Source organism: uncultured Chitinophaga sp. (assembly GCF_937898475.1).
GTDB lineage: Bacteria > Bacteroidota > Bacteroidia > Chitinophagales > Chitinophagaceae > Chitinophaga.
The window spans coordinates 185,460-208,619 of sequence record NZ_CALEJS010000039.1 but is presented as its reverse complement, the minus strand read 5'-3'; the positions used below and the strand labels follow the sequence as shown (position 1 = coordinate 208,619).

At 49.3% G+C, this 23,160-nt stretch carries 21 protein-coding genes; 12 read left to right on the top strand and 9 right to left on the bottom strand.

All coding sequences use genetic code 11. The features are described 5' to 3' along the window. Positions 1–23 precede the first annotated feature (23 nt). The 9 genes from Q0577_RS22805 to Q0577_RS22765 all read left to right on the top strand — a co-directional run bounded on the left by Q0577_RS22805 (position 24) and on the right by Q0577_RS22765 (position 8,489). The gene (locus Q0577_RS22805) at positions 24–512 is read left to right on the top strand and encodes a hypothetical protein (protein WP_298740409.1); all 489 of its coding nucleotides are present in this window, start codon (positions 24–26) and stop codon (positions 510–512) included. Positions 513–534: 22 nt separating this feature from the next. Continuing rightward, positions 535–1,938: a DUF4157 domain-containing protein gene (locus Q0577_RS22800; protein WP_298740407.1), complete on the top strand. Its 1,404-nt coding sequence runs from the start codon at positions 535–537 to the stop codon at positions 1,936–1,938. A 78-nt stretch (positions 1,939–2,016) separates the two neighbouring features. Next, complete coding sequence (locus Q0577_RS22795; RefSeq protein ID WP_298740405.1) at positions 2,017–3,417, top strand: DUF4157 domain-containing protein; 1,401 nt, start codon at positions 2,017–2,019, stop codon at positions 3,415–3,417. A 92-nt stretch (positions 3,418–3,509) separates the two neighbouring features. Then, positions 3,510–4,040, top strand: a complete 531-nt coding sequence (locus Q0577_RS22790; protein WP_298740404.1) for a hypothetical protein — start codon at positions 3,510–3,512, stop codon at positions 4,038–4,040. 15 nt (positions 4,041–4,055) lie between these two features. Further along, positions 4,056–5,105, top strand: a complete 1,050-nt coding sequence (locus Q0577_RS22785; RefSeq protein WP_298740403.1) for a polyprenyl synthetase family protein — start codon at positions 4,056–4,058, stop codon at positions 5,103–5,105. A 17-nt stretch (positions 5,106–5,122) separates the two neighbouring features. Further along, positions 5,123–5,743, top strand: a complete 621-nt coding sequence (locus Q0577_RS22780) for a YkgJ family cysteine cluster protein (RefSeq protein ID WP_298740401.1) — start codon at positions 5,123–5,125, stop codon at positions 5,741–5,743. Between the two features lie 2 nt (positions 5,744–5,745). Beyond that, positions 5,746–6,513: a ParA family protein gene (locus Q0577_RS22775; protein WP_298740400.1), complete on the top strand. Its 768-nt coding sequence runs from the start codon at positions 5,746–5,748 to the stop codon at positions 6,511–6,513. A 62-nt stretch (positions 6,514–6,575) separates the two neighbouring features. After that, the gene (locus Q0577_RS22770) at positions 6,576–7,943 is read left to right on the top strand and encodes an ATP-binding protein (protein WP_298740399.1); all 1,368 of its coding nucleotides are present in this window, start codon (positions 6,576–6,578) and stop codon (positions 7,941–7,943) included. Positions 7,944–8,045: 102 nt separating this feature from the next. Then, on the top strand, positions 8,046–8,489 hold the full coding sequence (locus Q0577_RS22765) for an SRPBCC domain-containing protein (RefSeq protein WP_298740398.1): 444 nt from the start codon (positions 8,046–8,048) through the stop codon (positions 8,487–8,489). A 4-nt stretch (positions 8,490–8,493) separates the two neighbouring features. Here Q0577_RS22765 and Q0577_RS22760 read toward each other — a convergent pair whose 3' ends face one another. Beyond that, positions 8,494–8,790, bottom strand: coding sequence for an antibiotic biosynthesis monooxygenase (locus Q0577_RS22760; protein WP_298740397.1), 297 nt, complete (start codon positions 8,788–8,790; stop codon positions 8,494–8,496). A gap of 114 nt (positions 8,791–8,904) precedes the next feature. Here Q0577_RS22760 and Q0577_RS22755 point away from each other — a divergent pair, with 114 nt between their 5' ends. From Q0577_RS22755 to Q0577_RS22745, 3 genes are all read left to right on the top strand, one after another. Continuing rightward, positions 8,905–9,483 carry a Crp/Fnr family transcriptional regulator gene (locus Q0577_RS22755; RefSeq protein WP_298740396.1) on the top strand — a complete coding sequence of 193 codons (579 nt, stop codon included), beginning with the start codon at positions 8,905–8,907 and terminating at the stop codon, positions 9,481–9,483. 106 nt (positions 9,484–9,589) lie between these two features. Further along, positions 9,590–10,471, top strand: a complete 882-nt coding sequence (locus Q0577_RS22750; RefSeq protein ID WP_298740395.1) for an SDR family oxidoreductase — start codon at positions 9,590–9,592, stop codon at positions 10,469–10,471. Between the two features lie 10 nt (positions 10,472–10,481). Further along, positions 10,482–10,973 (top strand): DinB family protein, encoded by a 492-nt coding sequence (locus tag Q0577_RS22745; RefSeq protein WP_298740393.1) that lies wholly within the window; start codon positions 10,482–10,484, stop codon positions 10,971–10,973. Positions 10,974–11,026: 53 nt separating this feature from the next. Here Q0577_RS22745 and Q0577_RS22740 read toward each other — a convergent pair whose 3' ends face one another. The 8 genes from Q0577_RS22740 to Q0577_RS22705 all read right to left on the bottom strand — a co-directional run bounded on the left by Q0577_RS22740 (position 11,027) and on the right by Q0577_RS22705 (position 23,156). Next, a complete protein-coding gene (locus Q0577_RS22740) occupies positions 11,027–13,138 on the bottom strand; it encodes a glycoside hydrolase family 97 protein (RefSeq protein WP_298740392.1) in 2,112 nt (703 codons plus the stop codon). 15 nt (positions 13,139–13,153) lie between these two features. Next, positions 13,154–14,959, bottom strand: a complete 1,806-nt coding sequence (locus tag Q0577_RS22735; protein ID WP_298740391.1) for a RagB/SusD family nutrient uptake outer membrane protein — start codon at positions 14,957–14,959, stop codon at positions 13,154–13,156. A gap of 30 nt (positions 14,960–14,989) precedes the next feature. Continuing rightward, positions 14,990–18,025, bottom strand: coding sequence for a TonB-dependent receptor (locus Q0577_RS22730; protein ID WP_298740390.1), 3,036 nt, complete (start codon positions 18,023–18,025; stop codon positions 14,990–14,992). 258 nt (positions 18,026–18,283) lie between these two features. Next, positions 18,284–19,882: a DUF6377 domain-containing protein gene (locus Q0577_RS22725; protein WP_298740389.1), complete on the bottom strand. Its 1,599-nt coding sequence runs from the start codon at positions 19,880–19,882 to the stop codon at positions 18,284–18,286. Positions 19,883–20,026: 144 nt separating this feature from the next. Then, positions 20,027–20,893 (bottom strand): sigma-70 family RNA polymerase sigma factor, encoded by an 867-nt coding sequence (locus Q0577_RS22720; protein WP_298740388.1) that lies wholly within the window; start codon positions 20,891–20,893, stop codon positions 20,027–20,029. Position 20,894: 1 nt separating this feature from the next. Further along, positions 20,895–21,797 (bottom strand): DMT family transporter, encoded by a 903-nt coding sequence (locus Q0577_RS22715; RefSeq protein ID WP_298740386.1) that lies wholly within the window; start codon positions 21,795–21,797, stop codon positions 20,895–20,897. A 12-nt stretch (positions 21,798–21,809) separates the two neighbouring features. Continuing rightward, positions 21,810–22,268 carry a carboxymuconolactone decarboxylase family protein gene (locus tag Q0577_RS22710; RefSeq protein WP_298740385.1) on the bottom strand — a complete coding sequence of 153 codons (459 nt, stop codon included), beginning with the start codon at positions 22,266–22,268 and terminating at the stop codon, positions 21,810–21,812. Between the two features lie 93 nt (positions 22,269–22,361). Then, positions 22,362–23,156, bottom strand: a complete 795-nt coding sequence (locus Q0577_RS22705) for a PhzF family phenazine biosynthesis protein (RefSeq protein ID WP_298740383.1) — start codon at positions 23,154–23,156, stop codon at positions 22,362–22,364. Between the last annotated feature and the right edge of the window lie 4 nt (positions 23,157–23,160).

Sequence of the window (23,160 nt, the reverse complement as noted above, 5' to 3'; positions counted from 1 at the left end):
TTACAAATGGAATGATTGCTATTATGAGCGATAAAACAATACATATCAGGCATCAACCCCTGGAAGAAGAAGCATCCGTTGCTGCTTTATTTGAAAACATATTTGATATAGGCTTCAGCCCTCTTTTTCATATTGGCTTCATTCCCGCTGTGAACAAAGATGATCTTGCACACCTGGATGATATACTGCCCCGGGATTTTGACAGTATTAATACCGAAAAGGAAGCAAGACTCATTACGCTTCTGCAGTTTGAATACGTGATTACCAACAACCCTGCAGGCGGATCTGCTGAAAAAGTGGACTACCTGTTCGATGGCAGCGAACGTTCAGTAACGCTGCTGTATGTAGACGATACCACATTCGGTAAATTCAACCAGGAACTGCAGGAACTGGCCCCTGAATTCGGCGATGTACGCTTTGGTCATCCGATCGGCAGATATGCACGCTATGGCGTTGTCAGCTACCTGATGAAATGTCTTGACAGCGGTATGATTAAAACGCACAATAATTGAACATACATCATCTCATAAGGTTATGAAATCCAGGCTTCCAAAGGACAGGCTGCAGCCTCCCAGGCAGGACAACAATCCCTTCTTTGATAAGAACAGGGACAATCACCTGCTTAGCCAGCCGGGAAACACCAGTTTTTTCACTAAACCTGTACAGGCCCGCCTGCGCATTGGACAACAGGATGACGCTTACGAAAATGAAGCAAACCAGGTAGCGGCAGGTATGTTTGGTGCAACAGGCATGTCCTTACCTGCACAAGCCCCCGCTGCGGCACCTGCACAGGCAGAACCGGATAAACAGCGGGCCGCCACGCTGGAAGGTGAGATCAATGATGCGAAAGGTGGCGGACAATCTTTACCGGCTGATGTAAAAAGCCATATGGAGCCTGCATTTAATACAGACTTCAGCCAGGTAAAAGTACACACCGGTAGCAGGCCCGAAGCTTTGACCAACCGGATCAATGCATATGCCTTTACGTACGACAACAATATCTTCTACGGCAAAGGCCAGCAACCCGGAGTGAACCCGTTGACCACCCACGAGCTAACCCACGTGGCGCAACAGCAGGGAGGAACAAACCTGTCGTCCCAACCGGCCTACCCACCAGGTAAACAGGCCCAAAGCAACAGTGCCGTTTTCAAAAAAGATACCGGTGAGTTCACAAGTACAGATACCAAAGAAAATCTCAGGGGTGGCAAACGGCAGCAGCAAAAAGTATCCAAACAGGAAAGCCCGAAAACACTTCGCTCCTGCAGTAGTTCACCTTCGTTCTCCCCTCCCATTGGTCATAAGAACACGAAACTGAAAGGTATTTTTGGCGACTTCGAAGTGGAGCATGGATTGGATAAAGCGCCGTCTGCCAGCGGTTTTGGTGATTATTTTTTTAAAGTGGAAATGACACCCAACGAAAAGACCAAGGGCAGTAAGATCGCCTTTGTACAAACGGTAAGATCTGGAGCGCCTGGTGGAAAATGGTTCACTAAAAAAGAAGACCCGAATGTTGGTGAAGACCGCGCCAAACGTACTACCGCTGAAGGATGGCGGCTTGACAGGGCCAACCCGGCAAAAGATAAAACACCCTTCTATGGAATGGCCAAGGATGCCAGCGGTAAGCTAACGCAACGGTCAACTACCAGGATAGGCGAATTTGGCGGAAACACCGCTATGATGAGGGATGTACCCGGAGTAGCCGACCCTGATGCCATGCAGTTTGCCGCTACCGCCATGGATATGAGCACAGGGGTCAATTATGGCACAGTGGCATGGGGATATGAATATGACAGCTCTAAGAACTACTATAAGGAAGAAACCCCCAGGCTGCTGGATCCGGCAGACCCCAGAATGAAAGGCAGGGACGAAGCGCTCAAAAAGTGGAATACGGCAATAGCCACTCCTGCCAGTGGAATAGATAAAGTGCCAGGCATATAAGCCTTTTCTTCCGGACAATAAATTGTAAATTCCAGGAGGAATAAACGTAATTTTAAGCAACCATAATCCCTTACGGTAATGAGATCCAGGTTACCTAAAGATAGAAGACAGCCCCAAACAGACAGCACCCCGTTCTTCGATAAAAATGCTGATAATAAACTGGTTGACAACCAGCAGGGGAACAGCTTCTTCAGCAAACCCGTTCAGGCAAAGCTGATCGTTGGCCGGCAGGATGACGCCCATGAAAATGAAGCGAACCAGGTTGCATCCACCATGTTCACCGGCACCAGCATTTCATTACCCTCACAACCATCAGCCCCGTCCACCACTGCAGCAGAACCGGATAAAGACAGGGCCGCTGCCCTGGAAGGACAGATCAATGAGGCCAAAGGTGGAGGGCAGTCTTTACCGGGTGATGTAAAGGGTTATATGGAGCCTGCCTTCAATACGGATTTCAGTAAAGTAAAAGTGCATACAGGCACCAAAGCTGAAGCATTGAATAAACAGATCAATGCATATGCATTCACCTACGATAATAATATTTTCTACGGCAGGGGGCAGGAGCCCGGCGTGAACCCGCTGACCGCCCATGAACTTACTCATGTGGCACAGCAGCAGGGAGGCACAAGTATGTCTACCCGGCCGGTATATCCACCGGCAAAACATACCCAGAATAACAGCGCTGCCTTCCGGAAAGAGCTCGGCGGGTTTACCAGTACTGATACAAAAGAGAACATCTTTGGGAAACAACAACAGCAACAAAAAGTATCCAGAACAGACAGCCCCAAAACGATGAGGGCCTGCTCCAGTTCTCCATCCTTCTCCCCTCCCATCGGGCGTAACAAAACTACCCTGAAAGGTACCTTTGGTAATTTTGATGTGGAACATGGATTGGATAAAAAACCTTCTGCCAGCGGCTGGGGCACTTATTTCTTTAAGGTAGAGATGGACCCGAATGAAAAAACCAAAGGCAGCAAGATTGCATTTATACAGACAGTGAGAAGAGGAACAGCAGCCGGAAAATGGTCTACCACCAAAGACGACCCGGGCATGACCGAAGAGCGGGCTAAGCGGGCAACAAAAGATGGATGGCGGGTGGACAGGGCCAACCCGGCCAGGGATAAAACGCCCTTCTACGGAATGGCCAAGGACGCCAGCGGCAAACTGACACAGAAATCCACTACCAGGATAGGTGAGCATGGGGGCGCCAAACCCATGATGCGGGATGCCCCGGGTGTACTTGATCCAACCGCTATGGAGTTTGTAGCTACAGCAATGGATATGACATCAGGCGTAAATTACGGATCCATATTATGGGGCTTTGAATACGACAGCTCCCGCAGTCATTACAAAGAACAAACGCCACAACTGCTGGATGCCACAGATGCCCGTATGAAAGGAAGGGATGAAGCCTTTAAGAAGTTTAATGATGTTGAAGTCACCTCAACAAGCGGAGTGGATAAAATACCAGGCATATGAAATATACACGCTCATTGCTGCCGGGCGTGATGCTTTGGCTGCTTTTTTACTCGTCAGTAAGCGCATACTCGTGTATGCCCAAAAACCGAACTATGAATAACAGTCATGACACCGCCATAAAAGCAACTATAAAAGATATGCTGGAAGAAAGCCGGCGCCATTTTTCTGCAGACGTGCTTAAAAGCGGGAAAAAGCTGGAGGCACAGCTGCAGGAACAGCTGCCCGAACCCAGCCACTTTACACCCATAGAGCTGTTCTTTATGGCAGAGATCTCACCTGCTTTTAAGCAGATAGTAGACAATGCCTCATTACAGGCAGCCTATTGTGCTGCGCTGAAACAGCTGCAGGCCGACTGGTGGAATGAACCTGGTATGACAGACAGACCAGTGACGCAACATTTGCTTGCCATCCCTTCCATACAGGATGGCCTGACAAAGGTATTAGCCGATAACACGCCACTGAGCTATGTGGAAGGAGAATCCAACACCGAGGCGATAGACCTTCAATGGCAACGCGGTGACCTGGCCGCAGGGCTGTTGGCAAAGATCTATGGCAGGGAATTCGATCCCCGGGCCCCGTTGCCGGAACGTCTGAAAGCAAGAGAAGCATTACGTAAAAAATAGACGATCAAAAGCCCCATGTTAACTCCCTTTACAAATGATATTAAAGCAAAGCTGTTTGCACATATTCCCCCGGATTGGCAGGCACTGAAATACATTGCCGAAAAGTGGATGGAAAAAGATCTGCCTCCTGAAACCGGCATCCCCATGGCCTGCTGCCAGTATGCAGGCGGTAATGCCTTGCAGGCTACAGGTGTAACTGCCGCACTCCTGGCCGGTGCTATCAGCCTGCGCATACTGGATGATCTTAGTGATAAAGACCGTGTAGACACCCTTTGGAATGTGGCAGGAGAAAACCGCGCCTGGAACTTCGCATTCGCCTTTAAAATGATCTCCCTGCAAATATTGCACACGGCCATTATCGATAATGAAAGGCGCAATCATGTACAGGAGGTGTACCTGGATAAACTTATGCAAATGGGCGCCGGACAGGATATGGACCTCAGCAACCGTGCCGCTACGTTCGAAAGCTACTGGAAAATGATGGATCTGAAAGCCGGTACGCCCTTTGGCTGCGCCGCCTGGCTTGGAGCAGTGGCAGTAAGCGCCAACCGTGACATCTGGAATGCCTGCTATGCCTACGGCCACCATCTGGGCCTTGCCATCCAGATATTAAATGACAGAGAAGGCATCTGGTCGGGCAAATCAGTGTCAGACCTCGACAGGGGAAAAGTGACCCTGCCCCTGCTGTATGCACTGTATTGTGAACATACGCATAAGGAAAGGGTACAGGCAATAGTAAATGAAGGAACGGTAAGCACACATGCGTCCTGGCTGCGCGGCGTACTGGAAGAAATAGAAGCGCCCCAATACCTTGTATGGGCAGCCTGGCAGCACCGCAGTGAGGCGCTGGCTGCCATACAGAATGGCGGAGGTAAAGCAGCGGGCGCCCGGATACTGGAAGCATATGTAAACGGCATCTTTGGCGACCTGGTACCGGATGGGACGCTGACCAACAGCCAGGCATTTGCGCTTCCGCAGGCGGATGTATCTGCTGACCGTAATAGCGTTCCCAATAAGGATGCTGAATACAGATCAGCATCACTGCGATTAAGGCAGCGTATATAACTTCAAAATGAATGATGATGAACGAACAATCAAATAAAAACGGACCGGAAAACGACGGCCTGGAATACCAGCTGAAGCTTTCTAACTTTTTCATGCATACAGAGCTGAGCAGGATCTCCAGCAAAATAAATGAAATAGATGCATTCCTGAACGGCGTAGCAGACCTCCTGCTGAAAAAACACATCATCCGGGAAGATGACCTGGCCAGCTCAGTAGCAGCCAACAAAACTGAGATGATCGAGAAGAACACGATCTTCCTGCCAAGGATCGCTACCAGGAAGGATGATCCCGATGCCACCTTCATGCCCGTAAACTGCCAGGAAAGACTGCACATCTGCAAAGCCGCCTGCTGCAAACTGCATTTTGCACTCACCCAGGAAGAAGTGGAAGCCGGCCATGTAAAATGGAACCTGGGAGAGCCCTACTTCATACGCCAGAAAGAAAACGGCTACTGTGCGCACAACGATGGCAAAGGCTGCTGCAACATCTACGAAAACAGGCCTGTTGTTTGCAAATACTATAGCTGCAGGAATGATAAACGGATCTGGAACGATTTTGAGAAAATGGAACTGAATGAAGAATGGATCGGGCAACACCTGCAGGGCGGACAAATGGTGGCCTTAAACAATACCCTATAATTATGCGAATAATATCTGTAGCTATACAAAAAGGCGGTTCCGGCAAAACCACCACAGCGCTCAACCTGGCCGCCGCATTACAGCAGGAAGGACATCGCGTATTACTGGCTGATCTTGACCCGCAGGCCAACCTTACCCAGGCATCCGGCATAACGGACGAACCTCCGCAAAGCATATACGAACTGCTGAAGCAGGCCGCAGAGGGAGCATCCACCCTAACCCGCGATACCATCATCACAACGGGTCCCGTACCGGTATTGCCCGCGTCTTTGTCACTGGCAGATGCGGAAATGGAACTGGTTAGTATCTATGGCCGGGAACATCTGCTGAAACAGGTGCTAGCCCCCTTACAGGATGACTATGACTATATCATTATTGATTGCCCTCCGGCTATGGGCATGCTGACCGTGAACGCCCTTGCGGCATCCTCCTATGTGCTGATTCCTATGCAGGCAGAGTTCCTTCCCTTTAAAGGCGTACTAAGCTTCATGAAGCATTTTCAGCTGATTAAAAAACATGTCAATAAGCAACTGGAACTATTAGGCCTGGTGCTCACAAAATATGATGAGCATAAAAGTATGCACCGGCAGATCAGGTTACAGCTGGAGGAAATATACAACGGTAAAGTTTTGTCAACCGCCATCCGTAACAACATTGCCCTTGCCAAAGCCCAACAGCAGGGTACGTCTATCTTTCACTTAGACAAACACTGTAATGGCGCCAGGGATTATCTGCAACTGGCGCGCGAAATACTGAAAAAGTTCAACTGATCCTCTTTCGGATCTATCAATCCTGAATGAAACAAACCAGCTAAAACTGACGAAGGATAAACATGTTTACAAGTTCTGAAAATGCAATCGTACTAAACGAGTACCTGCAATGGCTGCAGTTGGCTGTTACCAACCGGCTGCAACAATATTTCAATAAAGAGGATCAACCGGCTGAAGGCATTAGTTCAACCGAACCCGCCCCTCCGGTAATAAGTTATCCACAGGCGCCCTTACCCGCTTTTATCAGTGAACACGCGCTGAACCTGCGCGAGCAACAGCTACTCTTATTGGCACTGGCGCCTCATATCAGTCCTGTTTTTTTTGACGAAATCATACAACAGTACATTCCCAAAGCCGGCGACTTTCCACAAATAGGCGGCGTACGGGGCGCCCAGTTCCGCGGCTTTCTGCCTACCGGCGAAACTGCGCTCTTCCTCCTGGCCGGCAACGCACTCGACCAACGGATGGAAGTAAAACGGCTGCTGCAGGAAGAACGCCTGTTTGCCGGCAAACAGATACTGCGGCTGGAAAACCCTCCTGAAGGCGAGCCCATGATGAGCGGCAAGATCGTGCTGTCGCAGGAATATGTAGACCTGTTCCTGACAGGCCACTATACAAGGCCCCGCTTCGGCGCCAGCTTTCCGGCAGACAGGATTACCACTCCGCTTGAATGGAGTGATCTTGTGCTGAATGCCCAGACCCGGGAACAAGTACAGGAGCTGAAAAAATGGCTGCAGTATAAGCATGCCCTGCTGAAAACCAACAAACGACTCAAACCCGGTTACCGCGTAATCTTTTATGGCCCCCCGGGCACCGGCAAAACATTAACCGCCTGCCTCCTGGGAAAACCGGAAACAAACAATGGCCAGGAACTGGATGTATACCGGGTAGACCTCTCACAGGTAGTATCCAAATTCATCGGTGAAACAGAAAAGAACCTCTCTAAACTTTTTGACAAAGCAGAACATAAGGACTGGATTCTGTTCTTTGATGAAGCAGATGCGCTGTTTGGCAAACGTACCAACATCCGCGATGCACACGATAAATATGCCAACCAGGAAATATCTTACCTGTTGCAGCGTATCGAGAACTATAACGGCCTGGTGATCCTGGCCACCAACTTCAAGAGCAATATAGACCCTGCGTTTGCACGGCGCTTCCAGGCCATTATCCACTTCCCGATGCCTAACCAGGCGGAACGCCTCACCCTGTGGAAGATGATCCTGCCAGATCACATGCTGCAACAGCAGGGCACGCTGGAACGCCTGGCTGCCGCCTATGAACTGCCGGGCGCATCTATTATTAACGTGGCACAATACTGCTTCCTCAAGAATATGCAGCCAGATGGCTCCATTGCGCCGATCTCAGGCGCCGACCTGGAAGAAGGCCTCATCCGCGAGTTCAATAAAGAGGGTAAAGTATATAAATAAGTTTGTCGCAGGCGGCCTGCTAAAATGTCTCTTTCGCACCCCATGGGTAATCGGCACATGCCTGACCTTTGTGTTATAATCATTTACTAAAAAACCATAATGATGGAAACACTGGAATACAAAATCGACATCAACGCCCCAAAAGAAAAAGTATGGAACACCATGCTCCAACTGGACACCTACAAACAATGGACAGACGTAAGCTGGCCCGGCTCCACCTATGTAGGCGAATGGAAAGAGGGACAGGCTATACGCTTCCTGGGTGGCGAAGATCAGGGCGGTACCTATGCAGAACTCCATGAAGTGCGGCCGTATGAACGCATTCACGCAGTGCACTCGGCGGTCATCGCACCTGATGGCGCTTTAGACAAGGACAGCGAGATGGCAAAGGGTTGGGTAGGCAGCACAGAAAGCTACACCTTTACCGAAAAGGACGGTAAAACAGAAATAAAAGTACATATCAAAACCAACCCTGCCTGGGCATCCATGTTCGATGAAGGCTGGCCTTCCGCACTGGAAAAACTGAAAGAGATCTGCGAACGCTGAGGCGCTAATAATAAGCGCCCAGCTCTTCTACATGCACAGTTACCGGCTGTTCATCACAACGTTCCCTGATGGCAGCCCTGAAGTCTTTGAAGGCAGGCAGCGCCGCAAACAACTGATCCGCAGCCCTGTCTTCAAAAGCGGCTATGTGCACAAAGCTTACACCATCGCTTTGCCTGTACACGCTATACTGTACTCCCTCAGGCAACTGTCTGAAAAGCTGTTTGAATACCTGTTTGATCAGTCTTTCATTTTCTTCCGCCTGATCAGCTTTTACCCGGTAGCTAAGCATCACGCGTTTCATAGATACATTGTTTTAGTTAGTACAGGCAAAACTAAGGAGGCAGCAAAACTTACGAGGGATGCAAACCTGCCAATTTAAGGGGTCATTCTTGCCAGTATTTCATAATTTAGACGCATGTTCAGCGTTTTTCGTGCGTACCTGTCTGACAAGATCCAGTTAAGTGATGAGGATTACCGGATGATTGAGTCCGTCAGCATGTTTAAAAAACTGCGCAAGCGGCAATACCTGATGCAGGAAGGAGACATCTGGCGCAATAATGCATTTGTTTGCCAGGGACTATTGCGTACCTACCGGGTGGATGATAAAGGGGTGGAACACATCATCAACTTTGCCATGGAAAACTGGTGGATAGGCGATCGCGAAAGCCTGGCTACCGGCAACCCTTCCGGCTTTAATATCGATGCACTGGAAGATTCCGTTGTACTGCTCATCAATAAAGAAAACTTTGACAGCCTCTGTAAAAAGCTGCCGCCACTGAATGACCTGGTACATACCATTATCCACAGAAGCTTCATTGCCTCACAGAACAGGATCAATGCCTTTCTGAGCTATACCGCAGAGGAAAAATATATCTATTTCCGTGATAAATATCCAGACTTTGCCATGCGCGTACCCCAGCAAATGATAGCATCCTACCTGGGCATGACCCCTGAAACACTCAGCAGGATCAAAAGACAGATCGCCAGAAAATAGCGCCAATTGATCTATGATAAGAAATTTCTTATCCTGCCTCAATGGCCGGTGGGTATTCCTGTCGCAATTTTGTGTTGTAAATCATTCATCATAAAATCAACACAAAATGAGCAAGATAATCTTCATCACAGGTACCAGTTCAGGCTTCGGTAAACTCACAACCATTACACTGGCCAAAGCAGGCCATACCGTTATAGCTGGTATGCGCGGCAGTAATGGTAAAAATAAAGCCGCTGCCGATGAGCTGTCCGCCCTGCCCAATGTAGAGATAGCCGAGATCGATATTACCAGCGACGCCTCTGTAAATGCAGCCATACAGCAAACACTGGCCAAACATGGCAGGATAGATGTGCTGGTCAACAATGCCGCTGTATCCGGTTTCGGGCTGTTCGAGGCCTACTCGATAGATCAATGGAAGAACATGATGGACGTAAACCTGTACGGCATCGTACGCACCTACCATGCGGTATTACCTTCCATGCGGGAGAAAAAGAACGGCCTGATCATCAACCTTACCTCCGGCGCCAGCGGTCATACCCTGCCTTTCATGGCGCCTTACCTGGCCTCCAAATTTGCCGTAGAAGCCATTACAGAAGGAGCGCAGGATGAGCTCAGACAATTCGGAATCGACAATGTAAGCATCCAGCCAGGGGTATATCCTACTGAAATGAACAATGGTAGTAAGGCTGGCATTAATTCCGACAGGCCTGAGATTACCGCTGCCTACGAGCCCGGCGCTTCTGCATTGTTCAATGCAATTGGCTCAGGGCTGTTTGGCAAGATGACAGAATTCAATATGGACCCGCAGGCTATTGCTGATGGCATCCTGGAACTGGTAAACATGCCCAGAGGCAAACGCCCCCTGCGTTTTCCGCTGGACGCCATTGCACAAGGTACCGATAAAGAATTCATCCAGGCAAGGGCTGAGATTAAGGAACGCTGGAGCAAAAACTACGGCTTCCATGCCGCCTTGTACGGTCAACATTAAACACATGCTTATGAGCACCTCCTCCTCACCTGCCACAGCGCTTATTACCCAGGTAATAAGCGCCTGGCAGTTGCAGAACCGCAGGGTGAATAATATCATCAACAAACTGACTGCGGAAGAATTTTACCAGGAAACCGCCCCCGGCCGCAACAGCGGCATTTACCTGCTGGGCCACCTGATCGCGGTGAACGATACCATGCTGCCACTGCTGGGATTGGGAGAAAGATTGTACCCTGAACTGGATGAGCCGTTTGTGCACCGCCCCGATAGGTCAGGTCAGCAATTCCCCGCGCCTGAAATATTAAAAGGATATTGGCAACACCTGAATGATATACTGACCATGCATTTTACTACCCTGACACCCGATCAGTGGCTGACAAAACACAACGCCATATCTGAAGCAGATTTTGCAGACCATCCGCAGCGGAACAAACTGAATGTGCTGCTGGGACGTATAGTCCACCAGGCCTACCACTCAGGACAACTGACATTTCTGTTGTAAAAATAAAAAACGGCAGACAGTCAAAACTGTCCGCCGCTATCAACCAGTGCTACCTACAATGGATAGAACGATACAGCGGCGCCCCCACTTGCAGCCAGCTGCAGTGTAAGGGTACTGTTGCCGTCTACAACCATTTCATAAATGCGATAGGCTTCAGGATTGGTTTTCCAGTCGGCGCCGGGCGCATCTGCATAAATAACAGCCCGGTATTGCTTCCCTTTGTCCAGGAATGATAAGGGCACAGCTGCCGTTCGTGCATTTTCATCTGTAATGGCGCCCAGGAACCAGTTGTGCTTCCCTTTTTCTTTACGGGCAATCGTAATATAATCTCCCGGCTCTGCTGCAATGATACGCGTATCATCCCAGTCAACCGGCACCTCGCGTATAAAGCGGAAAGCATCAGGATGTGCTTCATAATTCTCCGGCAGGTCTGCCACCATTTGCAGGGGGCTGTAGATAGTTACATACAAGGCCAGCTGTTTGGCCAGGGTAGTATGTACCGTTCTGTCGGGCGCATGGGGCGCATAATGCCGCAGCTTAAAGATGCCGGGTGTATAATCCATGGGGCCGCCCATCAACCTGGTAAAAGGCAGTATGGTTTCATGGTCGGGTGCATTGCCATTGCTGAAAGCATTGTATTCATTTCCCCGGCCTGCCTCTGAAGCCATCCAGTTAGGATAGGTACGCTGTAAACCGGTTGGGCGGGGCGGTTCATGCGCATCGATCATTACCCGGTATTGCAGCCCTTTACGCGCTACCCGTTCATAGTGGTTCACCATCCATTGCCCGTCATGATGCTCGCCGCGGGGAATGATCCTGCCTACGTAGCCGGTCTTCACCGCATGATAGCCAAAGGCATTCATAAAACGGAAGGCGGTATCCAGCTGCCTTTCATAATTGGTGGCAGCACCGGAAGTTTCATTGTGCATGATCATCTGCACACCTTTAGAAGCCGCGTATTGCTCAATTTCCTTTACATTAAAATCCGGGTAGGGCGTAATAAAATCGAATACATCTTCCTTCCAGTTGCCGAACCAGTCTTCCCAGCCCGTATTCCAGCCCTCTACCAGTACGCCCTGGATGCCATTGGCGGCGGCAAAATCTATATACCGCTTTACATTGGCAGTATTAGCACCGTGGCGGCCATTAGGTTGCAGCACATCATCCTTTCCCCGTGCAGCATCATCTGCATAGTTCCAGGTACTTTTACCGGTCTGCATTTCCCACCACACCCCTACAAATTTCATAGGACGCACCCAGGAGAAATCTGTTGCGGAAGGAGCTTCATTCAGGTTCAGGATTATCCTGGAGGCCAGTATATCAGTAGCCTTATCGCTGATGATAATGGTGCGCCAGGGCGTGGTACAAGGACTGTGCAGGTACGCCTTATTGCCTACCGCGTCAGGTACCAGCCGTGCAGACAGCTGGTGGCTGGCCCCGTCTACATGAAGTTGCATAGCCGGATAGTTGATCAGCGCCGCCTCGTGAATATTTATATAGATATTGTTGCCGGTCTTCAGCATCAACGGCGTTTGTACTGCAAAGGGATCAGGCACGGTACGCACCGCAATATCTGCAGCGGCTTGTACAATGCGGCTGTTATTTACCTCGCTCAGCCGGGAAGTAGTATAGGCATATTCGTTACTATCATAATCCCCAGGTATCCAGAAGACAGTGTGATCTCCGGTGAGATGAAATTCCGTCAGTTCATCTTTCACAACAAAATACTTCAGCCCTGACTGTTGCGGAAACTCGTAGCGGAAACCTACACCGTCTGCAAACACCCGGAATACAATATCGAGCAAACGACCTGGCGCATTCTGCTGTTTGAGGTGAACGGTGAGCTGCTCGTAGCTGTTGCGGATGTTGCGCTCCTCTCCCCACACCGGCTCCCAGGTTTCATTCACTGACTTTCGCTCCGTACCGGTAATGGTAAAGCCTTTGTAAAACAAACTGTCTTCCGCCAGCACAAAGCCCTGCCGTGATGGTGCAATAAGCTGATGCCCCTTATACAAAACCGCATAACGCGGGCTTCCTTCGCCATCAAGCGAAAAGGATAGGCGGATATTGTCCCGGTCTACCTGCAATGGCGCCTGCTCCTGTGCAGATCCCTGCAGCAGGCTACTGCAAAGTAAGATGATCAAAAATAATTTTCTGGATATCATATGCTCAATTAAAGATTAGTACCCGGGATTTTGTATCATCTTTGTGTTTGTATTGATCTCGTTCACAGGAATGGGCCATGTGTATGATTTGGCATCACTCCATTTAATTGGCCCGCCTACCAGCGATGTAGCATAGTAAGCTGCTTCTGCGCTGCCTATACGCCAGCGGCACACATCAAACCACCAATGCCCTTCACCAAACAGTTCTGCCCATCTTTCATAGCGCAGCGGGTTATTGGCCAGGTTGGGATCAGTAGCCATTGTGGTGGCATTAAGACTGGCGTAATCTACGGGAGATGCTGCATTTACCGGGTAGTCATAGGCCCGCCGTTTTACCTTATTGATATACTCCAGTGCCGTAGCGCCTTCGCCTGAGTTTACACAGGCCTCTGCATACAGCAGGTATACATCTGCCAGGCGCAGCATATAATAATTAGCGGCATCTGCAGCCGCCTGCCTGTTAAAGATGGAATTATCATATGTAACGAACTTGCGCAGGCTCCAGCCATGGTAAACAGGTTTCAATGCAGCGCTGATAGCAATAAACTTGCATACCGGCCGCCAGTTGACACCATCATTACTGGCAGAATCAAGCCAGGGTTGCAGGGCAGCTACATACAGGCGTGGATCTACTGTTTTGTTGATACGGGCTGCGGCAGACTGCTGACGGTACGCAGGATCCATCACTTGCTGCGGGTTTCTGTAAGAGGCCGGCTTACTGTTATCATAGGCAGGATTATCTACCAGGGTATATACCGGCTGTTTAAAACCGAAACGTTGTAAATTTTTATCGTTGAAGAACTCATTGCAATAGCCCAGGCCTACACCCTGGTCTTCGGTACCATTATCTCCCAGTATGCTCGGCGACCATATCAGGCCCTGGCTGGTGGTCAGGTTGGTATTGAAACTGAAGATACCATAACCACCTAGTGAGTTCCGGTCTACATTGATCTCAAAGAGCGACTCTTCATTGAATTCATTGGCATCATCTCCATTAAATGCGTCCCGGTATTTGCTGAAAGGCATCAGTGATTTACCACTATTGTTGATCACATCCAGCAAAGTGGTTTTGGCGGCTGCCCAGTTTTGTGTAAATACATAGGCTTTCCCCAGCAGTGCCTTGGCAGCCCATTCTGTTGCACGTCCTTTATCAGGCCCGCTCCATTGCGTGCCTTTCAGCAGGGTGACCGACTGCTGCAGATCATTGATGATCAGGTCCCACACCTCGCGGGTGGTTTTCCGTTCCACCTGTGTGGCTTCCAGTGTGCTGGCGGTAGCGGTAATGATAGGTACCCCCATCTTATCGGCCCCGGCTCCATTGGCGCTGATGTAGCTTTCGCCATAAAAGCATTCCAGGTAGAAATAGTACAGCGCGCGCAAAAAATATGCTTCTCCCCGCATCTGGTTGATCTGCTCTTTTTCATTGGATGATGCATAACGCTGCTCATAGAAATCTGCCCTGTCCAGGAACACATTGGCACTCTTGATACCGCGGTACAAGCCCAGCCACAGGTTATTGGCGTAGCTGTTGGATGTACTGAGGTTATTAACGCTCAGCTCTGTCCACGACTGGTCTCCTCCATAGGCTAATTCTGCTACATGCTCACTGCCCGCAAAATCCTTGCACAGCAATTCAAAGCCGTGCAGTTCCATAGAACGGATATTGCCATAAGCAGGTACCAGTATACCAAACAGGTTGTTTAAGGTGGTAGGGTAATTAAGGCTGCTGTACACATCTGTGCGGGATACTTCATCCGGTGCCTTGGTGCAGGCGGCCAGCAGCACCAGCAACAGGGTGCTGATATATCGGAGTGACATCATACGCTTTATCATTGTTTTTCATTTACAGGTTTAGAAGGTGAGATCCAGGCCTACAGAGTAGATACGTGCATGCGGATATTGCCATACTGCGTCTATGCCCCTGGCGGTGATACTACCCGCCAGCTCAGGATCGATACCGGAATACTTTGTAATGGTGAACAGGTTGTTGCCCATTACGTAGATACGGGCAGATCTGACAGCTATCTTTCGCAGCCATTCATCCGTAAAGGAATATCCCAGCTGCAGGTTCTTTAGCTTTAAATAAGCGCCACTTTCCACGAAATAGCTGCTGGACCTTGAGTAGTTACCGTTCGGATCATTGTTGTCAATACGCGGCTGATCCGTTACCTGGTTCTCGCCCAGGAAGGATGCACCAAACACTTTACTGGTGGTATTGCCATCTGCAAAAGGATAGGAAGCATAGGCCTTTACACCGTTAAAGAGATCCACCCCCGCTACCCCGTTCCACAACATGACCACATCAAACCCTTTCCAGTCAAGACGGATATTGGCGCCGTATACCAGTTTGGGATTGGGGTTACCTAATTCAGTCCGGTCCCTATCATTGATCACGCCATTACCATCCGTATCGGCAAATATGAGATCGCCGGGACGAGCAGTATAGCCTTCCTGCTGCGCATGTTTGCTGATCTCATCTTCCGTACGGTAAATACCTTCTACCTTATAACCATAGAACTGGCCAAAGGGCAGGCCTGCTTTGGTAATGGTAATAGGCTGGTTCACCATAATGCCGAAAGTGGCATTTCCATAGTTGTTGTTACCATCAAGAATAGGATTGCTGTTGATGTTATCCAGGTTCAATACTTTATTCTTATTGAAAGCGCCGTTCACACTCAGGCTGTAACCCAGACCGCCTGTTTTGTTCTTATAGCCCAGCACTATTTCCAGGCCCCGGTTCCTCACAGACCCGATATTGGTATAGAAAGGCACGGTAATACCGGAGCTGATGGGGATGGGCAGGCCGTACAGCATGTTCTTCGTAGTCTTGTTGTACCACTCTACCGTGAAAAACAGCTTACTGTCAAACAGCTCTGCATCCACCCCCACGTTGCCTTCATATACGCTTTCCCATTTCACATTGGAATTGGGAATGAAGGTGGGACTTACACCAATAAAAGGCGATCCGCCGGGTGTGAAGTTCTGCGCATTGACCAGGTCAAAAGTGGAAAGGAATTTATAGCCCCCGATATTGCTGTTACCCAGCACACCGTAGCTGCCTCTCAGCTTCAACTGGTTCACCTGCGGCAGGGCATTGCGGAAGAAAGGCTCCTCGCTGATACGCCAGCCGGCAGAACCTGCGGGGAATACGCCATACTGGTTACCCGGACCGAAAACAGTGAAGTTACCATCGCGGCGTATACTGCCGGAGAGGTAATAACGGTTATCGTAATTGTAATTCAGGCGGGCAAAGGTAGATTTGATCAGGCCATTGGGATCATAGCTGCCTGCCACCGTAGCCTGCGATGCAGAGGTTTGTATAAAACTGTAAGAGTTGCCCCCTACGGATGTTTGTGTGGCATATTGTGAATTGTAGGTGGTCTTGAATTGCTCATACCCTGCTACCGCGCTGATGGCATGCTTACCAAATGTATTATCAAAAGACAGGGTATAGTTATACATGGTGGTGGGCTGCGTAATGTTATATTTCTGCAGCTGGTTGATGGTGGTGGATACGCTGCCAAAATTATACGCATCCTGGAAGTAGCTCTGGTTCTCTGTGTAATGGGTATATCCGAAAGTGGTGCGGAAGGTCAGGAAAAAGGGCAGCTGGATCTCCGCAAAAGCATTAGCCTGCAGGTTGAATTTGGTGTTCTTAATGTCCGCCGTCAGGATCTGCCCCACCAGGTTAGGACCGCCAAAACCAACGGGCGATTTTCCCCACGGACTTTTAGGATCGGTCTTATCATACACGGGCATAACAGGAATGGAACGGAAAGGCGGGTTGATGGCCGTTACTACTTCCGGTTTGGTGCTCCTGCTCCATACGTACAACTGTTCTCCCAGTTTGATCCGTTTGCCCAGTTTGAGATCCGTATTCACCCGGGCGCCAGAGAGGTAAGAAGTATTATTCAGGTAAATGCCGTCCTGCCCGTTGTAAAAGGCAGACACATAGTAATTGATATTCTGAGCGGATCCCGATACAGACAGGTTGTAATTCTCCTCCCTGCCGTTGCTGTACAGTTCTTTTACCCAATCCGTATCCGGCAGAGTATCAATGTTCACGTTAGAAAGGTAGTTGGGATCCAGCAAACGTTTCAGCCGTACAAAATCATTCCTGTTCAGCAGCTCCAGGGTAAGCGGTTTCGTAACGCCATACCTGGCAGAGAAATTGACCACCGGCTTTGCACTTTGGCCTTTTTTGGTGGTGATGATGATCACCCCGCCTGCAGCAGCGGAACCATAAATGGCAGCGGCGCTGGCGTCTTTCAGCACATCTACGGATGCAATGTCCTGGATGTTGATATTATCTCCCGACTGACGAACACCATCCACGATATACAGCGGGGGCGCATTATTCAGGGAAGATACACCGCGGATAATGATACTGGCAGTAGCATCCGGCGCACCGGAGCTTTTTACCACTTCCACGCCCGCCATCCTGCCCTGCAGGGCTTCCTGCACATTGGTAACCGGCAGGCTTTTAATATCTTCTCCCCTGGCGGATGCTACCGCACCGGTGAGGTCTGTACGCTTTTGTGTACCATACCCCACCACCACAACAGCATTGAGTAATGTTTTCTGTGGCTGCAACCGGATGTTGAGTGTATTGGCGGCGCCAATCGCCACTTCCTGCGTTTCAAATCCTACGTAAGAAATAAGCAGGCTGGCGGCAGATGGGGGAACCGTAATTGTAAATGCGCCCCCTGCGCCGGTGGAGATACCGTTCCTGGCGCCTTTTACAACAACGCTTGCCCCTATAAGCCCGGCGCCGGTTTCATCAGCTACCGTACCGGTGATACGGCGGTCCTGGGCATAGGCCCCATACGTGTGTAAAAGGATCAGCAAACCCAAAAGGAACGTGGAAAGCGATCTGATTTTTTTCATAACAAATGTTTGGTTGTGTTTAGGGATTGATTCCAAAAGCCGGGATCTGACGTTGTTGCTTTAGCGGAACTTTTTGTATCAGTGATCACCGCATCAAAGAAAAACCGGCGGGGAGCGACAGTCAAATTATATGGGGAAAGTATAAGAATTAAAGGGTCAACACGCCAATAGCTGCGTTGTAAGCAATTGATAACAACAGGCTTGTAAAAATATTATACTAAATAATATATATCGGTATCCTATAGTAGAAAGGAGTATTTATACGGCTTTAATTTCCATTACGCGCTTCTCAAATTCTTCATTGGGCACAACAGAGCGGTTCTTTATTTTGGTTTTATAAGTGGTGATGGTGTTCACAGAATATTGGAGGATATGAGCTATTTTTTCGTTATCATGAATACCCATCCTGATCAGTGCAAAGATCCGGAGGTCAGTATTCAGCAGCTCATTTTCTTCCAGTACCTGCTGATCTTCTTCCCGGAACATGCTGTTGAACACCGTTATAAAATTGGGGAACAGCTTTAAAAAGGCATGATCAAAATGCTGTACCAGCTCTTCCTTCTCTTTACGCAGGTTGATCCTGGCAATGAGGGACTTGATCTCATCCAGTTTACGGTCTGCCAGCTTCTGTTCCAGCGACTTCTTGAACTTTTCCATCTTGTCATAGAAAGCGGCGTTGAAGTTGAAGAAGTAGCCAATATACTTCTCCTTTATCTTGTTGGCATCTTCCAGGCGCGCATTGGTTTCGGCCAGCTGCCGGTTGATCTCCAGTTCCTTGATGTGCGCCTGCGTAATGGTCTTCTGCGCCAGCTGCAGCTTTTTTACCTGTCGCAGTATGATCAGGCCCAGGCCAATGATCAGTAATAGCAGCAGGGTTACCGTAGTGGCATAGAACAGCAGCTTCCTCTTTTCCGTTTCTACCATACTTAGTTTCTGGGCCTCAATAAGGGGCAGTATGGCGCTCACCTGCACCTTGCGCTGCCGTGCCCCATAAAAAGAGGCGTCTGCAATGGCCTGGTTAATACAAATGGAGGCATGCTTCACATCTCCTTCCTTATATAAGAGGCTGGCCAGGTTAAAGGCAGCCGAAGTTTCTTTGGTAGATGCCTGTATATCTGCAATGGCCGCCGTGGTAAGCAGCTGTATAGCGCTGTCTGTCTGCCCGTTGCGGATATACAGATCGCTGAGGGTGGAGGTGGTTACAGCTACCTGGTGAGGTGTGAGCGCAGGGCGCCTCAAGATCTCCGTAAGCATGCGGAGCGCGCCAGCTTTATTATTGGCCTTCAGCTCTTTCAGTCCGCGATAGTAGGCTGCCGCATAGGTATTTGCAGGCAGCAGGGACAGGGCAGAATCAATATAACGCCCACCCAGTACGTTATAAACCGGTGTATGGTATTGATCATTATCAAAATCGCCCAGGTCATAATAATAACGGCCCAGTAGTGCGTAGTATTCTGCCTTGCCGCTATCGGGCAGCTGCTGCACATTTACCGCGGAAAGAGAATCCAGTGTTTCCTTATACATACCTGAAGACAACAGCGAAAAGCCCAGCTTGATCCTAGCATAGGCTAAACGGGCAGGATCATTCAGCTGCAGGGCGGCCTCCCGCAGCTTCCGGGCATAGTGATAGGAGGAGTCGAACTGGAACAGGCGGTATTCCTCATACAGGCTTTTATACAGACCAAATTGTGCAGACAGATCATCCGGGCGAACATTGCCCAGCAACTTCTTGATGCTGTCTATCCGCCGCTGCTTTCCCGCATCATACCGGCCAGCCTTCTGTATAGCATTGCTCAGCTTTTGCAGCTGCAGAGCCCTGTTGGACTGAGCAGTTACACCGCCCACCAGCAATAGCATACAAATAAAAAAGTAAAGCTGCTTCCTGAGAGGTAATAAGGAGTTGTGTGTGGAACCGGGCCGCATAGTACAATTTTAAATAACGTGTAACCCGGCAAATATATTCCAAAAATGACACACCTTAAGTTTCGTCTGTTTAAACGCTCATATCTGCCTCCCCTTTCCTGCCGTCTCCAGTTCTATATTCCGGAGCTTATCGGGGTCAACTACGGTGCTGATCTGGCAGATCTCCCCGCTCTCCGGTGAGATACCCAGCACCTGGCAGGATATGATCTTTCCGTCAACATAGAACAGGAGCGCCGGCTGGTGATTGACCGTGGTAGCTATAATGCGGGCGTTTACCTCAAATTTGTGATAAACATATATCAGCAGATCTGCCACTTCATGAATACCCCTGCATATCTTCTTCACCACATTTACCTTGCCGCCGCCATCGGCATAGAAGGTAATATCTTCTGCCAGCAGATCCTCCAGGCGTTCGGTGTCTCCACCCCTGATGGTGTTCACATATTTTTTAAGGACCTCAGACGGCACCGGTTCGCGGTGCAGCTTTACCGGTTGCCTGGACTGACTCAGCTTGGTTTTGGCACGGCTTAACAATTTCCTGGACAACTCTACCGTGCCAGACAACACTTCCGATATCTCCTGGTGTGAATAGCCAAAGCCTTCTTTCAGGATGAACACCGCCCTTTCTTTTGGATTTAATTGTTCGAGCAGGATCAGTAATGAATAGGATACAATATCCTTCAGGTTGATATTGGTATCTGCCAGTTCGGTGGCCACAGGCTCGGGCAGCCATACTTCACCGTAGCTCACCTTCTTCCGCCGATTACGGAGATTGATGGCATGATTGATCACTGATTTTATCAGGTAATTCTTTTCATTCTCCACACCTTCCCGGGGTGTTGCCACATAATTGGACAACACATCCTGGATTGCATCTTTGGCGTCTTCTGCAGAGCCAAGAATATTGTAAGCATACGGAAACAAAATCTGCTGATAATCTTTCACCTTATACCGTTTTTAATTCTTTACGAAGTGCATTGAGGTTGATCAATACAATAGCTGCAAGGATCAGCGCAATACCCAACCACTGTATAGCGAGCACCTGTTCATGCAGCAATATATACGCCATACTTACCGACACCGGTATTTCTATGGAGATAATGATAGACCCCAGGCCAATGCCTGTTCTGGGCATCCCTACGCTGAAGAGCAGTGGCGGCAGGATGGTGCCAAACATTGCAAGCAGCAGGCCCCATTTCCAGAAAACAGAGATTTGAAAACTGGCAGGCCATTGTGGGATGGCTATCAGCAATACCAGTGTAGTAGCGCCTAACAATGTCCAGTAGCTTTTTTGCTGCGGAGGCATTTGCAGTGCAATCCTGTTAGACACAAACAGCATGATGGTATAGGTTACGGCAGATGCCAGTCCCCAGAGAATGCCGCGAATGTCCAGTTTCCCGCTGTTATTGATCGCATTAGTAGCCAGTAAGGTGCCTCCCAGTATAATAAGCATGGCCAGGAATTTGCTTTTAGAAGGCCAGCGCCTTGTCAATAGTGCTTCCAGCACAATCCCCATCCAGATGGTTTGCATCAGCAACACCACGCATACAGAAACGGGAATATACTTTACTGCCATATAATAACAGGTACCTGTAAGGCCATAAGCCGTTCCGCCAATAACTAATTTCAGCCGGTCGTATTTTTGTACAGGCGCTGTATACTGCCTGTTGCTGCTTTTAAACAGGGTGATGATACCCAGGGCCAGCAGGCCCAGGGTATATTGCGCTACAATCACCTCTGTAGTAGTATAACCTTCATTATAAGCCAGTCTTACAAGTGTTGCCAGTACTGCGTAACACACCGCGCCTGTGATTACCAGCAACACGCCTTTTAACATTCCGGTTCTCATCGCCGTATCATTTTAATGTTGTCCTGCTTCGTATTTACCCGGTACAGTACCAAAGGCCTTATTAATACGGTTCCATGTATTGATCTGTGCAACCGCCAGTGTGAGATCTGCTATCTCTGCTTTGGTGAAATGCTTAGCCAGTTCGTTAAACACTTCATCGCTCACATGCTGGCTGTTGGCATTGGTAAGCACTTCTGCAAAAGCCAGTACGGCTCTTTCTGCTTCGCTGTAATAAGGCACTTCTCTCCATGCGGCCAGGGAATGTAAACGTATTTCGGCTTCACCCAAGTTGATAGCTTCCTTATGATGCATATCCAGGCAGTAGCCGCAGCTGTTGATCTGTGATACCCGGTAATTCATCAATTCCCGCAGCTTCGGGTCAACACCAGACTTTTTCAGATAGAATTCGGTCTTCATCAACCCATCCATCAATCCTTTGTTCACTTCCTGGTAAGAAATTCTCTGTGTCATATACTTTGCTTTTTGTTTTGAACAATGTTGTTTGATATATAGACACAGGTATTCCACGAAACGTGACAAAAAAACAAAGAAAGTTGTAAATAATTAATTGTCAATATACAGCGTACCAGACATATAGGTTTTTGCGCTACCGGAAATCAATACTCGCGATCCCGCATCTACACAATACAGCGTCCCTCCCCTTTCAGACAACTGTAAGGCTTTCATTTCTTTCTTATTCAGTTGCCCGGCCCAGTATGGGATCAGGGAACAATGTGCAGAGCCGGTCACCGGGTCTTCAAAGTGACTGGCCTGCGGTGTAAAAAAACGGGAAACAAAATCGATCTGCCGCCCCGGCGCCGTAATGATCACACCTCCGGGATCAATATTGATCTGGTCTATAAGCTGCCGGTTGATCCGGATATCACGTACATCCTCCTCCGACGCATACACCAGCAGGTAATCACGCGCCTTCAGTACGGCAACGGGCATACGATCCAGTGACTGCCTGATAATGTCCGGCAGTTCTGCCGGCAGCGGTTTTCGTGAAGGAAAGTTCAACGTGTACAATCCATTTGCTTCACTTACTTCCAGCTGCCCGCTTTCAGAGCGGAACACCATATTCTCTCCCGGGTACCCCAGCATGGCTTTCAGTACATGCGCAGTAGCCAGGGTAGCGTGCCCACAAAGGTCCATTTCTATTTCCGGTGTGAACCACCGCAACGCAAAACGTGCTCCCTCCGGCACAAAGAAGGCCGTTTCAGGCAGCCCGTTCTCTTTAGCTATCTGCTGCAACTGTTCATCCGGCAACCACTCCTCCAGCACCACCACTCCGGCAGGATTGCCGCCGTGCAGGCGATCGGTAAATGCGTGCACAATAAAAAACTTCACTGACAGCATTTCT